Origin of the sequence: Pseudomonas sp. 31-12 (assembly GCF_003151075.1) — a bacterium.
GTDB lineage: Bacteria > Pseudomonadota > Gammaproteobacteria > Pseudomonadales > Pseudomonadaceae > Aquipseudomonas.
Genome location: NZ_CP029482.1, coordinates 6,395,157 through 6,409,705 on the forward strand (window position 1 = coordinate 6,395,157; position 14,549 = coordinate 6,409,705).

The window sequence follows — 14,549 nt, forward strand, 5'->3', positions numbered from 1 at the left end:
CAAACGTTTCACCCCCCCTTCGCAACACCGCTGCACCGCCACTCCAGACCAAGGAGGTTCCTGAATGTTCGATTTCCACCCCCAGCTCAAGCAGCGCTTCGCTGCCTTGCGCACGGGCGCTGAATTCTTTTCGCTGCGTTATGTGCGCGAGTCCGGCCAGTACCTGTCGGTGCGCAAGAATGTCGCCGAACCTCCAAGCCTGAGCCGTGACGAAGGCGCGATGCTGACCGTGCGCGTCAACGGCGTCGAAGCCTACGCCGCGACCAACGATCTGTCGCAACAAGGCCTGCAAGCCGCGCTGGAACGAGCCGAGCAACAAGCCCGCCGACTCAAGCCCCACGCCCTGCTCGACCTGCGCGAGCAAGCCGTCTCCAGCGACCGCGCCGACTACTTTTCGCCGAACCTCGACCAGCCCTTCCCGTCCCTGAGCGATTGCTACCAACTGCTCGGCGCCGAATCCGCGTCCGTGCCCAAGGACGAGCGTCTGGTGAACTGGCAGGTGAGCATCGGCATCACCCACGTCGAGCAGATCTACCTCAACAGCGCCGGCGCGGAACTGCGTCAGGCCCAACGTTTCGTCTACCCGGGCCTCGATGTCACCGCCTACGACGGCAGCGACAGCCAGACCCGCAGCCTGGGTCGCGAGAACTTTGGCCAGCAAGGCAGTGCCGATGTCATCAGCCGCTGCGGCCTCGTCGGTGCCGGCCCAAAAGTCGCCGATCAGGCGCTGCAATTACTGCTGGCGCCCAACACTCCGCAAGGCCCGCGCGATTTGCTGTTAATGCCCGACCAGATGATGCTGCAGATCCACGAATCCATAGGTCACCCGCTGGAACTGGATCGCATCCTCGGCGATGAACGCAATTACGCCGGCACCAGTTTCGTCAATGCAGAAGACTTCGGTCATCTGCAATACGGCTCGAAACTGCTGAACGTAACCTTCGATCCCGATATTCCCGAGCAACTCGCCAGCTACGGCCATGACGACGACGGCACGGCCGCGAGCAAGCAATTCCTGATCAAAGAAGGCCTGTTGCTGCGTCCATTGGGCGGTGCGCTGTCGCAATTCCGTGCCGGCATGGACGGCGTCGCCAACAGCCGCGCCTGTGGCTGGAACCGTCCGCCGATCGACCGCATGGCCAACCTGAACATCGAGCCCGGCGATCAGCCGCTGGAACAACTGATCGGCAACATCGAGCACGGCATTATGATGTCGACCAACCGTTCTTGGTCCATCGACGATGCGCGCAACAAGTTCCAGTTCGGTTGCGAATGGGCGCAGTTGATCGAAAACGGCGAGCTCAAAGGCGTGGTGAAGAACCCGAATTACCGGGCGATTTCCGCGCACTTCTGGAAGAGCCTCAGCGCCGTCGGCGACGCCAGCACCTTCAAGGTCCTGGGCACGCCGAACTGCGGCAAGGGCGAACCGAATCAGGTAATTCGCGTCGGCCATGCCTCGCCGGCCTGCGTGTTCAGCAACGTAGATGTATTTGGGGGAGACGCCTGATGAGTACGTCAAACACTCAGGCCGAGTCGTTCAAAGCCTTGGTCAATTGGCTGCGCGATGCGATTCGCGAGCCGGAGCAATTCACCCTCAGCTACGCCGCCGAGTCCTCGGCCTTCGTGCGCTTCAATCACGGCAAGGTGCGTCAGGCCGGTCAGGTGCAGCAAGCGAGCGTCGGTTTCAAATTGATTAACGAAGGCCGGCATGCCGACCTCAACATCACCCTGGCCGGTGATCAGGAAGTCGACCTTCAGCGGCTGGCCGAAGGTCTGCAACAATTGCGCGAAACCTTGCCGCTGCTGCCGCAGGATCCCTACCTGATGCTCAACAACAATGGTTGGCAGAGCAAGAACGTGCAAACGCATCCGCTGCCGGACACCGAGCAAGTGGTGGCCGAAATCACCCAAGCCGCCGAGGGTCTGGATCTGGTGGGTTTCTACGCTGCCGGGCCGATCAGTCGTGGTTTCGCCAGTTCTTCGGGGGCCTTCGGCTGGCATCAGGCCAACAGCTTCAACTTCGATTTCAGTCTGTTCCACGACAACGGCCAAGCGGTGAAAGCCAGCTACGCCGGGCACGACTGGAGCAGCGAAGGATTTGCCAGGCGATTTGCGCAGGCGCGCGAGCAGTTGGAATTCCTGGGCAAACCGCAACGCACCCTGGCGCCGGGTCAGTACCGCGCCTATCTGGCGCCGGCCGCCCTGGGGGAAATCATGGACATGCTGGGCTGGGGTGGTTTCTCGGCGCAGTCGATTGCCAGCAAACACAGTCCGTTGCAGAAGCTGTATGCGGGCGACAGTTCATTCAGTCCATTAGTGTCGGTCGATGAAAAGGTCAGCGGTTCCTTGAGCCCGGCGTTCTCCGGCGAAGGTTATCCGCGCAGCGATCTCGGCTTGATCGTCGAAGGCAAGGCCGGCGCGCAGATGGTCAGTTCACGCAGCGCCGCCGAGTACGGCCTGACCGCCAACGGCGCCAGCGGTGGTGAAATGCCGAGTGCGGTGAACATGGCAGCCGGCACGTTGCCTGACGCAGAGATTCTCAAGCAACTGGGCACCGGTTTGTACATCAGCAACCTCTGGTACCTGAACTACTCGGATCAACCGGCGGCACGCCTGACTGGCATGACGCGGTTTGCGACCTTCTGGGTCGAGAACGGCGAGATCCAGGCGCCGGTGAGCACCATGCGCTTTGATGACAGTGCCTACAGCTTGCTCGGTTCGCAGCTGGAAGCGTTGACCGAAGAACGTGAGCTGATGTTGTCGGCCAGCACCTACAGCCAGCGGGCCACAGCTTCAGCGTTGTTGCCGGGCGCGCTCGTCAGCAAACTGACCTTGACCCTGTAAACACAAAACCTGTGGCGAGGAGGCTTGCCCCCGTTGGGCTGCGCAGCGGCCCCAAAACCAGCAAACGCGCTTCATCAGACATACCGCATTTGCCGGAACTACGACTGCTTCGCAGCCGAACGGGGGCAAGCCCCCTCGACACAGGGCCCGAGCACTACCTGACGAAGAGGTCCCATGCCCAACCGCCTGCCTCTCGACGCTGTCACCGCCCGCTGGGTGCCGTGGGTCGTCGCCATCGCTTTCTTCATGCAATCCCTCGACGGGACCATCCTCAACACCGCCCTGCCCGCCATGGCCCGCGACCTGGCCGAAGATCCGCTGCGCATGCAGGGCGTGATCATTGCCTACATGCTCACCGTCGCACTGCTAATCCCCGCCTCGGGCTGGATCGCCGACCGCTTCGGCACCAAGAAAATCTTCTTCGGCGCGATTCTGCTGTTCAGCCTCGGCTCGCTACTCTGTGCGTTGTCGAGCACCCTGAGCATGCTGATCGGCGCCCGGGTGATCCAGGGCCTGGGCGGTGCGCTGATGCTGCCGGTCGGCCGATTGGTGGTACTGCGCGCCTACCCGCGCTCGGAACTGGTGCGGATCATGGGCTTCATCACCATTCCCGGCCTGCTCGGCCCGTTGATCGGCCCGACCATGGGCGGCTGGATGGTCGAATACCTGACCTGGCACTGGATCTTCCTGATCAACTTGCCGGTGGGCGCCGTCGGTTGCTACGCCGTATGGAGGTTCATCCCCGACCTGCGTGGCAGCGAACGCACCCGCTTCGACAGCCTCGGCTTCTTGCTGTTTGGCGCAGCGATGGTGCTGATCACCATCGCCATGGAAGGCCTCGGCGAACTGCACCTGCCGCACCTGCGCGTGATGTTGCTGCTGTTCGGCGGCATGGCGTGTCTGGCGGCGTATTGGCTGCGCGCCGGGCACATCGATAATCCGCTGTTCGCGCCGTCGCTGTTCAAGACCCGGACGTTTGCCGTGGGCATCCTCGGCAATCTGTTCGCCCGTTTGGGCAGCGGCGCCTTGCCGTTCCTTGTGCCGTTGCTGCTGCAAGTGGCGCTGGGTTATTCGCCGTCCCAGGCCGGGATGAGCATGTTGCCGCTGGCCGCTGCGGCGATGGTCGCCAAGTCGGTGGCGCGGCCGCTGATCGAGCGTCTGGGCTATCGCATTGTGCTCACCGGCAACACCCTGGCGCTGGGGCTGATGCTGGCGAGCATGGGCCTGGTCAGCGAGCAGACGCCGTACTGGCTGCTATTGGTGATGCTGTCGATTCTGGGGGCGATCAACTCCTTGCAGTTCACCGCCATGAACACCGTAACCCTGATCGACCTCGACGACGCCAGCGCCAGCAGCGGCAACAGCCTGCTGTCGGTGGTCGCGCAATTATCCCTGAGCCTCGGTGTTGCCTGTGCCGGCGCCTTGCTCGGCGGCTTTACCGCAGAGATCGGTAACGACGGTGTGGACACGGTGCTGGGTGCGTTCCAGCTGACCTTTGTAACGGTCGGGATCATGGCGATGCTGGCCGCGACGATCTTCTCCCAGCTCTCAAAGGAAGACGGACGGCGCGTCAAACGTCCGGAAGAGCACATCGAACACTGAACCGGATACTCGTGGTGAATGATTTATCTGTGGCGAGGGGATTTATCCCCGTTGGATTGCGCAGCAATCCTGAGAAGGTTGATGCAGTCAGTCTGGCCCACCGAGGAGGCAGATCAAAGGGGCGCTACGCACCCCAACGGGGATAAATCCACTCGCCACAAGGTTTGCGTTCGTCCAGAACATTCGAGGTAAGTGACCGGGGACTGATACACTGCGCGACATTTTGTTTTGCAGGCCAGTCCCGTGACCACCATCGCCACCGCTTTTAATACTTTGCCGCTGTCCGCCGCCATGCTGGCTAACCTCGACTCCCTCGGTTATGCCCAGATGACGCCGATCCAGGCGCAAAGCTTGCCGGTGATCCTCAAGGGGATGGACCTGATCGCCCAGGCCAAGACCGGCAGCGGCAAGACCGCCGCCTTCGGTATCGGCCTGCTGAACCCGATCAATCCGCGCTTCTTCGGTTGCCAGGCGCTGGTCATTTGCCCGACTCGCGAACTGGCCGACCAGGTCGCCAAGGAAATCCGTCGTCTGGCCCGCGCCGAAGACAACATCAAGGTCCTGACCCTGTGCGGCGGCGTGGCTTTCGGCCCGCAGATCGGCTCTTTGGAGCACGGCGCGCACATCATCGTCGGCACCCCGGGCCGCATTCAGCAGCACCTGCGCAAGGGCTCGTTGATTCTCCATGGCCTCAATACCCTGATCCTCGACGAAGCCGACCGCATGCTCGACATGGGCTTCTACGATTCCATCGAAGAAATCATCGCCCAGAGCCCTGAACGTCGTCAGACTCTGCTGTTCTCCGCCACCTACCCGACGGGCATCAAGCAATTGGCGGCGAAGTTCATGCGTAACCCGCAGGTCGTGAAGGCCGAGGCGCTCCACGACGACACGCAGATCGAGCAGCGTTTCTACGAGATTTCCCCGGAAGAGCGCATGGACGCCGTGGTCAAAGTCCTCGCGCATCATCGTCCCGCGTCCTGTGTCGCCTTCTGCTTCACCAAGCAGCAGGTTCAGGAAACCGTCGATCACCTGACCTCCAAAGGCATCTCCGCCGTCGGCCTGCACGGCGATCTGGAACAGCGTGACCGTGACCAGGTGCTGGCCATGTTCGCCAACCGCAGTACTTCGGTACTGGTCGCCACCGACGTCGCCGCTCGCGGTCTGGACATCGATGCGCTGGACATGGTGATCAACGTCGAACTGGCCCGTGACTCGGAAATCCACATTCACCGTGTCGGCCGTACCGGTCGCGCTGGCGAGAAAGGCATCGCGATCAGCCTGGTCGCACCGTCCGAAGCGCACCGCGCCCAGGCCATCGAGCAACTGCAGAAGTCGCCGTTGAGCTGGGATCAGCTGGACAACCTCAAATCCCAGGGCGGCGCACCGCTGCTGCCGGTGATGAGCACGCTGGTCATTGGCGCTGGCCGTAAAGACAAGGTTCGTCCGGGCGACATTCTTGGCGCACTGACGGGCGATGCCGGTATTCCGGGCGCTCAGGTCGGCAAGATCGCGATTTTTGACTTCCAGGCCTATGTGGCCGTGGAACGCGGGATCGCCAAGCAAGCCTTGCAGCGCCTGAACGACGGCAAAATCAAAGGCCGTTCGCTGCGCGTTCGCATCCTCTAAGAACGCCGCGCCCCCTGTGGGAGCTGGCCTGCCAGCGATGGCATCGACTCGGTCTGACTGGTAAACCGAGTCGATGCCATCGCTGGCAGGCCAGCTCCCACATTTGATTGCATTCCAGATCAGCTCTTGTATGAGGACATCGTTTTGCGCTCTACCGAAGTCGTGATCATTGGCGCTGGCGCCGCAGGGTTGATGTGTGCGCTGACCGCCGCCGGGCGTGGGCGCAAGGTGATGTTGCTCGACCATGCGAACAAGGCCGGCAAGAAAATCCTGATGTCGGGCGGTGGCCGCTGCAATTTCACCAACATGTACACCGAACCTGGCAATTTCCTCTCGCAGAACGAACACTTCTGCAAATCCGCACTGGCGCGCTACACCCAGTGGGATTTCATCGGCATGGTCGCCAAGCACGGCGTGCCGTACCACGAGAAGAAACTCGGCCAGCTGTTCTGCGATAACAAATCCAGCGACATCCTCGAGATGCTGCTCAACGAGTGCGATCAGGTTGGCGTCAGCCTGCACCTGGACACGTCGATCCAGACCATCGAGAAGCTCGAAAGCGGTTATTTGCTGGACACCACGCTGGGCCAGATCACCTGTGAATCCTTGGTGATCGCCACCGGAGGTCTGTCGATTCCGACGCTGGGCGCCACCGGTTTCGGTTATCAAGTGGCCAAGCAATTCGGCCACGACTTGCTGCCAACCCGCGCCGGCCTGGTGCCGTTCACCATCACCGATCAGCTCAAGGAACTGTGCACCGAGCTGTCCGGCACCTCGGTGGATTGCCTGGTGAGCTGCAACGATCAGAGCTTTCGCGAGAACATCCTGTTCACCCACCGCGGCCTCAGCGGTCCGGCGATTTTGCAAATTTCCTCGTTCTGGGAATCCGGCGATACGGTTGAGATCAACCTGATGCCAGACCACGACGTGCCGACCTGGCTGCAACAACAGCAAGCAGAACGCCCGAACAGCGAGTTGAAAACCCTGCTCGGTGAAATCTTCACCAAGAAGATGGCCAACCTGCTGGCGGACAACTGGTTCGTTTCCAAGCCGATGAAGCAGTACACCCACGCCGAAATCGCCGACATCACCGAAAAACTGGCGAGCTGGAAAGTGGTTCCTGCCGGGACTGAAGGCTACCGCACTGCCGAAGTGACGCTGGGTGGCGTTGATACTCATGAAGTGTCGTCCAAGACTATGGAATCGCTGAAAAGCCCTGGCCTGTACTTCATCGGCGAAGTCCTCGATGTCACCGGGCACCTGGGTGGCTTCAACTTCCAGTGGGCCTGGGCCTCCGGATACGCCGCTGCGCAATTTGTTTGATTAACGGGTGTACACAAATCAAATGTGGGAGCGGGCTTGCTCGCGAATGCAATCTGTCAGTCGCCATAGATATTGACTGACACACCGCTTTCGCGAGCAAGCCCGCTCCCACATTTGTTATGCGTTGATATTTAAAGGAACAGATTTTGCTGTCAGATGTGATCGGCGCCATTGCGTCGGCGTCATTACTGGCTCAATTTAGCGGCATTGCCTCGGAAGGCCTTCGCACTTCATGTCATCGACCTCATTTCGTCAGTCTCTGCGCCGTCTCTGGGCGCTGGATAAATTCAGCTACAGCGTGCGGGTGTTCATCGCCCTGACCGGCAGCATGGCCGTCTGTTGGTATCAGGATGAAATGGGGCTGTTGATCCCGTTGTTCCTGGGGATCATCGCCAGCGCCCTGGCCGAGACCGACGACAGTTGGCAGGGCCGCCTCAACGCGCTGGCCGTGACGCTGGTGTGTTTTCTGGTCGCCGCGCTGTCGGTCGAATTGCTGTTCCCTTATCCCGTCTTTTTCATCATCGCCTTCGCCCTCGCCGCTTTCTGTCTGACCATGCTCGGCGCCCTCGGCGAGCGCTATGGCGCGATTGCCTCGGCGACGTTGATTCTGTCGGTGTACACCATGATCGGCGTCGACCAGCGCGGCGGCGCGGTCACCGATTTCTGGCACGAACCGGTGCTGCTGGTGGCCGGTGCGGCCTGGTACGGCTTGCTCTCGGTGCTGTGGCAGGCGATGTTTTCCAACCAGCCGGTGCAGCAGAGCCTGGCGCGCTTGTTCCGTGAGTTGGGTTATTACCTGAAACTCAAAGCGTCGCTGTTCGAGCCGATCCGGCAGATGGACGTGGAAGCGCGCCGTCTGGAACTGGCCCAGCAAAACGGACGCGTGGTGGCAGCACTCAATGCGGCCAAGGAAATCATCCTGCACCGGGTCGGCAATGGTCGGCCGGGCTCGAAGGTCAGCCGATACCTCAAGCTGTATTTCCTCGCCCAGGACATCCACGAGCGCGCCAGCTCTTCGCACTACCCTTACAACGCGCTGGCCGAGGCGTTCTTCCACAGCGACGTGCTGTTCCGCTGTCAGCGCCTGCTGCGCCAGCAAGGCAAAGCCTGCCGGGCGCTGGCGGAATCGATCCAGATGCGCCAGCCATTCATCTACGACGCCAGCTTCGCCGAAGCGTTAAGCGACCTGCACGCTTCCATCGAGCACCTGCGCATCCAGAGCAATCCGGCCTGGCGCGGTCTGCTGCGTTCATTGCGGGCCTTGGCCGCCAACCTCGGCACTCTCGACCGCTTGCTCAGTGACGCCAGCAACCCCGACGCCCTCGCCGACGCCACCGACAGCAGCCTGCTCGACCGCTCGCCGCGCAACCTCAAGGATGTGTGGATTCGCTTGCGCACGCAGCTGACGCCGACCTCTCTGCTGTTCCGTCATGCACTGCGCCTGCCCCTGGCGCTGAGCATCGGTTACGGCATGGTGCATTTGATTCACCCGTCGCAGGGTTACTGGATCATCCTCACCACGCTCTTCGTCTGCCAGCCGAACTACGGCGCCACTCGGCGCAAACTTGGCCAGCGGATTATCGGCACCGCGATCGGCCTGACGGTGGCGTGGGCGCTGTTCGACCTGTTCCCCAATCCGCTGGTCCAGTCGTGCTTCGCGATTGCTGCCGGGGTGGTGTTCTTTATCAACCGCACCACCCGCTACACCCTGGCCACCGCCGCGATCACCCTGATGGTGCTGTTTTGCTTCAACCAGGTGGGCGACGGCTACGGGCTGTTCCTGCCGCGACTCTTCGATACCTTGCTCGGCAGCCTGATCGCCGGGCTGGCGGTGTTCCTGTTCCTGCCGGACTGGCAGGGCCGACGCCTGAACAAAGTGCTGGCCAACACTCTGACCTGCAACAGCATTTACCTGCGCCAGATTATGCAGCAATACGCCGCCGGCAAAAGCGACGACCTGGCCTATCGCCTGGCCCGACGCAACGCGCACAACGCTGACGCGGCACTGTCGACGACGCTGGCCAACATGCTCATGGAACCGGGGCATTTCCGTAAGGAAGCGGATGTCGGGTTTCGTTTCCTGGTGTTGTCGCACACCTTGCTCAGCTACTTGTCGGGCTTGGGTGCGCACCGTGAAACCCAGTTACCGGCGGATGTTCGCGAGCATTTGATCGATGACGCGGGCGTGAGCCTGGCGGCCAGCATCGACGAGATCGCCCAAGGGCTGGCAAGCAAACAGCCGATTGCGATTCAAAGCGATGCGGAAGAGGCGCTGGCCAATACGCTTGAGCAAATGCCGGATGAGATCGATGAAGGGCAGCGGCTGGTGCAGACGCAACTGGCGTTGATTTGCCGGCAGTTGGGGCCGTTGCGCACGTTGGCGGCGCATCTGATCAAGGACACCAGCGAAGCCTGAGATCTGTGGTGACTGGGCGGGCCTCTTCGCGGGCAAGCCCGCTCCCACATTTGGAATGCGTTCCCTTGTGGGAGCGGGCTTGCTCGCGAAGGGGCCATCAGCCGCACCACAAATCTTCGGCTCTACATCCCATGCTGCTTCATCAACCGCTCATAACTCCCATCAGCCTTCATCTCCGCAATCTCACGGTCGAAACTGGCGACGATCTGTTCATGCTGCGGATTCTTCAGGCTGACCAATATGTGCAGGCTGTTCTCGCTCAGCGGTTTGGGCAGGAACTCCACTGAATTGCGCACCTTGGATGATTCCCGAGCCAGGTAATAACGGGCGACGTATTCATCTTCAAGCGTCAACTTGACCCTATCCGCCGCGACCATGCGCACGGCCATGGCGAAGTTATGCACAGGGACTTTCTGCAGCGACACGTCTTCGTCGAATTCCGATGAATAGGCATACCCGCGCACCACCGCAATCGGATAGGTGTGCAGTTGCTGCAGGTTGTTGAACTCTATGGGCGCGTCCTTGCGCTTGAGAAAGCGCACGCGGTTGATCAGGTATTCGCCGGAGAACTGGCCCAGTTTGGTGCGTTCATCGGTGTACCAGGCGTTGACCAGCACGTCGTACCGGCCCTCGCCCACCCCGAGCAACGCTCGCGCCCAAGGCACTTGTTCGAAATCACTGGCGTAACCGGCCCGGGCCAGCGCGGTGCTGACGATGTCCGTGGCCAGGCCGCCATTGACCAGCGTGGCGTCGGTAAACGGCGGCCAGGCGTCCGCGACCAGACGCAGCTTTTCTGCTGCCGCGCTCTGTGTCAGCAACAGCAGCACGATCAAAGCACAAGCTTGATGCAATCGCGGCATGCCAGAAATCCTTAGCGGGCGCGTTGCCCGGCGTGTTTTTCAGCCAAAACTCCAAGACTCATGTACCGACCAGCCAGGTACTCAACATTAGCTCATTGGAGCCACTGCACAGCGCTTCATCGCAGATTACACAAAGAAGACAACGCCGCGCGAAATGAATGGTGGCATTTTGGCCTTTGTCACAGATTTCTCCGCCATAAAGACATCTATCGCCGGGACGCTTAGTATCGGAACGACGTTGCTCAAGGAAAGTGAAGATGACAATCGATTGGGTCTGCAAACACCACAGCGATCTGGGGAAAGAGCAGCTGTACGCCATTCTGCAGTTACGCGCTGAAGTGTTCGTCGTTGAACAGAAATGTGCTTATCAGGATGTCGATGGCCAGGATCTGCAAGGTGACACCTGCCATTTGATGGCGTGGGACGGGGATCGGCTGGTGGCCTATCTACGCTTGCTCGACCCAGAAACACAGGGCGGCGACGTGGTGATCGGGCGGGTGATCATTGCACCTGGCGCCCGTGGCAATGGTCTGGGACATGAGTTGATGGCCCAGGCGTTGAAGCAGGCAGGGAAACGCTGGCCTGAGGTGCCGATCTATCTCTCGGCGCAATCGCATTTGCAGGGGTATTACGGGCGATACGGGTTTGTGGTGGCGGGTGAGGAGTTTCTAGAGGATGACATTCCGCATATCGGGATGCGTCGCCTTTAAGGGCCCCATCGCGGGCAAGCCCGCTCCCACAGGTACAGTGAAATCCCTGTGGGAGCGGGCTTGCCCGCGATAGCGTCAGCCGCAACACTGAAAATCTCAGGGATATTCCAACACCGCTTTAATCTGCCGCAAATTGCGCTCGATCCACCCCCGATCAATCGCCCCCCACTCGCGAATCCGATAGCGTCCCGCATGATTGCGCGCCCCCTCTTCCTGCTCGAACTCGCAAATGATGTCCAGGTCCGCCAACGCCGCAATCGTATCCTGCGCCGTGCGCCGGGGCATGCCGGTCACTTCGGTAAGCGCCGGGACACTGCTCGCCAACCCGCTATCGATCAGGTACGCCACGTACAACCGGCGATAGAAGCTGCTTTTGGTTTTGCTTACATCCATCCAGTCACTCCCTTTACTGCATATCCCGCCACGTCAGGTACACCCGCAGATCAAACTCCACCTGGTGATACCCCGGCAACATGTGTTCGCAGAGCTTGTAGAACGCCTTGTTGTGATCCGATTCCTTAAAGTGCGCCAGCTCATGCACAACGATCATTTTCAGAAACTCGGAGGGCGCTTCCTTGAACAACGAGGCCACGCGGATTTCTTTCTTGGACTTGAGCTTGCCGCCCTGCACCCGCGAGATCGTCGTGTGCAAACCGAGTGCGCGGTGGGTCAGGTCGAGGCGGTTGTCGAATAGCACCTTGTCGATGGCCGGCGCATTGCGCAGGTATTCCTGTTTGAGATCCAGCGCGTAGGTGTACAGCGCCTTGTCACTCTGCACTGCGTGTTTTTCCGGGTAGCGCTGGCTCAGGTAGTCGCCCAGCCGATCTTCGACGATCAACTGGCGCACCTGGTCTTGCAAAGCAGCGGGATAGGCCTGGAGGTATTTCAACGCGGTCATCAGGGGCGGCAACACAATCACGGAAAAGGTCGCCAGTGTAGCGAATTCAGCCGGTCAGCGCGCTCCAGTCAAACGGCTCCACAAAGTCGCCAGCGTCTTCGGCCATCATCGGCCGCCCCACCAGAAAACCTTGCACGTACTGGCAACCATTGGCTTGCAGCCACTCATATTGCGCAATGGTTTCCACCCCTTCGGCAATCACCAGCATGCCGTATTGCTTGCACAGATCGATCACATTGCGTACCAGCGCCGCATCCCGTTCGGACGCCGGCAATCGAGCGATCAGATGCCGATCAAGCTTGAGCGTGTCCAGCTCCAGGTCGCGCAGATGCGCCAGTGAGCACGGCCCGGAACCGAAATCATCCAGCGCCACCCGCACCCCGAGATTGCGTAGCAGGCGCAACGTCTTGCGGGTTTCTTCGGGGTTTTGCATCAACGCTTCTTCCGTCACTTCGACTTCCAGATGACGGGGCTGCAAACCGTGACGCTCCAGCACCTGGCGCAATTCAGTGACCAGATTGGGCATGCCGAACTGAGTGCTGCTCAAGCTGACGCCCAACACCAGATCCTCGGCGAACAAGGTTTCCCAGGCTTTGCGCTGGCCAGCCCCGCGATGGTAAATCCAGCTGCCCAGACGACTGATCAGCCGCGCCTCTTCCAGCAATGGCAAAAACAGCCCCGGCGGTACATCGCCGACACTCGGGTGTTGCCAGCGCAGCAACGCTTCAAAGCCACGAATCTGCCCGCTGCCAATGGCCACCTGCGGCTGATACACAAGGTTGAAATCACGGTTCTCAATGGCGGCGCGCACGCTTTCTTCGAGCATCAATCGCGAGCGTGCCCGACCGTTCATGTCGTGGTCGTAGAAACGGTATTGCTGGCGGCCGGCACGTTTCGCTTCGTACATGGCGATGTCCGATGCACGCAGCAAGCCATCAAGATTTGAACCGCAATCCGGGTAAGTGGCGATGCCGATGCTGGCGCCCAACGCGATATCCAGGCCATCAATCTGCTGACAGATCGACACCCGCTCGATGAGCTTCTCCGCAATCTTCGCCGCTTGCTCCGGGAACTCCAGATCCAGCAGCGCCGTGAACTCGTCGCCGCCCATGCGCGCCAAAATGTCGAAGGGCCGCAAACAGGCTTTCAATTGCTCTGACACCCAGCGCAGCACTCGGTCGCCGGCATCGTGACCGAGGGAATCGTTGACGCGTTTGAAGCCGTCGAGGTCCAGATACAACAGCACCCAAGCACTATCGGACCGTTCGCCGCGCAGCAGCAGATTTTCAACCGTCTGGTAAAAACCGCGACGGTTGAGCAGCCCGGTCAGCGGATCCGTCACCGCCTGGAATTCCAATTGCTGATGCAGATGGCGCACCACCGACATGTCCAGCACCGTCACCACCATCGCATGCTGCTCGCTGGGCAAAGGCGCGCAAGACAGCGCCACCGGCACTTGCTGGCCGGGCGCCGTTCGCAGCAGCGCATCGTGCAGGCGCAGTGTTTCGCCACGTTTGTAACCGGTGTAAAGATCAGAATCCGCCCAGACCGGGATATGCGGTTTTTGCAGGAAATCCAGAAACTCCCGGTCTTGCAGGTCCTTCACCGTTGCATTGAGCAAGCGCGACATTGCCGGGTTGGCAAAGCGGATCAGACCGTCCTCACCGACCACCAGGATGCCTTCGGCGGCATTGTCCAGCACCGAGGCATTAAACGCGCGCGCGACCTCCAGATCGTGGCTCAGGCGCTGCAACGCACGGCGATTGCGCTGATGCTCGAGCAACGCCTGGACTTTTGGCTTGAGAATTTGCGGGTCGAACGGCTTGAACAAGTAATCCACCGCGCCACTGGCATAGCCCTTGATCACGGCGTCCTGGGACTGTTCGTTGGCGGTCAGGAAAATAATCGGCGTAAGACGGGTTCGCTGGCTGCCGCGCATCAGGCGCGCCACTTCAAAACCGTCCATGCCCGGCATCTGCACATCCAGCAGCACCAGGTCGACATCGTGTTCGAGTAAAAGACTGAGGGCCTCAAAACCGGAAGCCGCGGTAATAACCTGCCAATCCTGGCGCTGGAGCAACGCGCGCATGCTGATCAGATTTTCAGGGTAGTCATCGACGATTAAAAGGATCGAGTTGCCTTCAGCTGGCGTGGGGGGCGCGCATTCCATGCTGCTTCTCTTGTTCGGGGCGTCAGGCCGGTTTCTCGTGAAAACCGGACAAATACTGAGCCTTCACTCTAGACCGGGATCCGCAAAAGCAGAAGCA

At 60.5% G+C, this 14,549-nt stretch carries 11 protein-coding genes; 7 read left to right on the forward strand and 4 right to left on the reverse strand.

From position 1 onward, the window contains the following. Nucleotides 1-64 precede the first annotated feature (64 nt). The 6 genes from DJ564_RS30280 to yccS all read left to right on the forward strand — a co-directional run bounded on the left by DJ564_RS30280 (nt 65) and on the right by yccS (nt 9,814). Nucleotides 65-1,507 carry a TldD/PmbA family protein gene (locus tag DJ564_RS30280; RefSeq protein ID WP_109635484.1) on the forward strand — a complete coding sequence of 481 codons (1,443 nt, stop codon included), beginning with the start codon at nt 65-67 and terminating at the stop codon, nt 1,505-1,507. Continuing rightward, nucleotides 1,507-2,844, forward strand: a complete 1,338-nt coding sequence (locus DJ564_RS30285; RefSeq protein ID WP_109635486.1) for a TldD/PmbA family protein — start codon at nt 1,507-1,509, stop codon at nt 2,842-2,844. Before DJ564_RS30280 ends, DJ564_RS30285 begins: the two co-directional genes overlap by 1 nt. Before the next feature lie 174 nt (nt 2,845-3,018). After that, nucleotides 3,019-4,446 (forward strand): multidrug transporter subunit MdtD, encoded by a 1,428-nt coding sequence (gene mdtD, locus DJ564_RS30290; protein WP_109635487.1) that lies wholly within the window; start codon nt 3,019-3,021, stop codon nt 4,444-4,446. Between the two features lie 291 nt (nt 4,447-4,737). Further along, complete coding sequence (gene dbpA / locus DJ564_RS30295) at nt 4,738-6,075, forward strand: ATP-dependent RNA helicase DbpA (protein ID WP_256597534.1); 1,338 nt, start codon at nt 4,738-4,740, stop codon at nt 6,073-6,075. A 144-nt stretch (nt 6,076-6,219) separates the two neighbouring features. After that, nucleotides 6,220-7,398, forward strand: coding sequence for an NAD(P)/FAD-dependent oxidoreductase (locus tag DJ564_RS30300; protein WP_109636239.1), 1,179 nt, complete (start codon nt 6,220-6,222; stop codon nt 7,396-7,398). A 232-nt stretch (nt 7,399-7,630) separates the two neighbouring features. After that, nucleotides 7,631-9,814 carry a YccS family putative transporter gene (gene yccS / locus DJ564_RS30305; protein ID WP_109635491.1) on the forward strand — a complete coding sequence of 728 codons (2,184 nt, stop codon included), beginning with the start codon at nt 7,631-7,633 and terminating at the stop codon, nt 9,812-9,814. Between the two features lie 122 nt (nt 9,815-9,936). On the opposite strand, the gene DJ564_RS30310 is transcribed toward yccS, so the two are convergent. After that, nucleotides 9,937-10,674, reverse strand: coding sequence for an ABC transporter substrate-binding protein (locus tag DJ564_RS30310; protein ID WP_109635492.1), 738 nt, complete (start codon nt 10,672-10,674; stop codon nt 9,937-9,939). 257 nt (nt 10,675-10,931) lie between these two features. Here DJ564_RS30310 and DJ564_RS30315 point away from each other — a divergent pair, with 257 nt between their 5' ends. After that, nucleotides 10,932-11,384 carry a GNAT family N-acetyltransferase gene (locus tag DJ564_RS30315; RefSeq protein ID WP_109635494.1) on the forward strand — a complete coding sequence of 151 codons (453 nt, stop codon included), beginning with the start codon at nt 10,932-10,934 and terminating at the stop codon, nt 11,382-11,384. Nucleotides 11,385-11,480: 96 nt separating this feature from the next. Here the strand turns inward: DJ564_RS30315 and DJ564_RS30320 are convergent, their stop codons facing one another. From DJ564_RS30320 to DJ564_RS30330, 3 genes are read right to left on the reverse strand one after another with little or no spacing between them, the layout of a single operon-like run. Continuing rightward, entirely contained in the window at nt 11,481-11,777 is a 297-nt protein-coding gene (locus tag DJ564_RS30320; protein ID WP_090178776.1) for a helix-turn-helix domain-containing protein, read from the reverse strand. 13 nt (nt 11,778-11,790) lie between these two features. Next, the gene (locus DJ564_RS30325; protein ID WP_109636241.1) at nt 11,791-12,282 is read right to left on the reverse strand and encodes a M48 family metallopeptidase; all 492 of its coding nucleotides are present in this window, start codon (nt 12,280-12,282) and stop codon (nt 11,791-11,793) included. A gap of 46 nt (nt 12,283-12,328) precedes the next feature. Then, nucleotides 12,329-14,452 carry a bifunctional diguanylate cyclase/phosphodiesterase gene (locus DJ564_RS30330; protein ID WP_109635495.1) on the reverse strand — a complete coding sequence of 708 codons (2,124 nt, stop codon included), beginning with the start codon at nt 14,450-14,452 and terminating at the stop codon, nt 12,329-12,331. Between the last annotated feature and the right edge of the window lie 97 nt (nt 14,453-14,549).

Coding starts and splice junctions, on each gene's coding strand:
- yccS (WP_109635491.1), top strand. CDS start 7,631: ATGTCATCGACCTCATTTCGTCAGTCTCTGCGCCGTCTCTGGGCGCTG.
- dbpA (WP_256597534.1), top strand. CDS start 4,738: ATGCTGGCTAACCTCGACTCCCTCGGTTATGCCCAGATGACGCCGATC.
- DJ564_RS30280 (WP_109635484.1), top strand. CDS start 65: ATGTTCGATTTCCACCCCCAGCTCAAGCAGCGCTTCGCTGCCTTGCGC.
- DJ564_RS30310 (WP_109635492.1), bottom strand. CDS start 10,674: ATGCCGCGATTGCATCAAGCTTGTGCTTTGATCGTGCTGCTGTTGCTG.
- DJ564_RS30315 (WP_109635494.1), top strand. CDS start 10,932: ATGACAATCGATTGGGTCTGCAAACACCACAGCGATCTGGGGAAAGAG.
- DJ564_RS30320 (WP_090178776.1), bottom strand. CDS start 11,777: ATGGATGTAAGCAAAACCAAAAGCAGCTTCTATCGCCGGTTGTACGTG.
- mdtD (WP_109635487.1), top strand. CDS start 3,019: ATGCCCAACCGCCTGCCTCTCGACGCTGTCACCGCCCGCTGGGTGCCG.
- DJ564_RS30285 (WP_109635486.1), top strand. CDS start 1,507: ATGAGTACGTCAAACACTCAGGCCGAGTCGTTCAAAGCCTTGGTCAAT.
- DJ564_RS30330 (WP_109635495.1), bottom strand. CDS start 14,452: ATGGAATGCGCGCCCCCCACGCCAGCTGAAGGCAACTCGATCCTTTTA.
- DJ564_RS30325 (WP_109636241.1), bottom strand. CDS start 12,282: ATGACCGCGTTGAAATACCTCCAGGCCTATCCCGCTGCTTTGCAAGAC.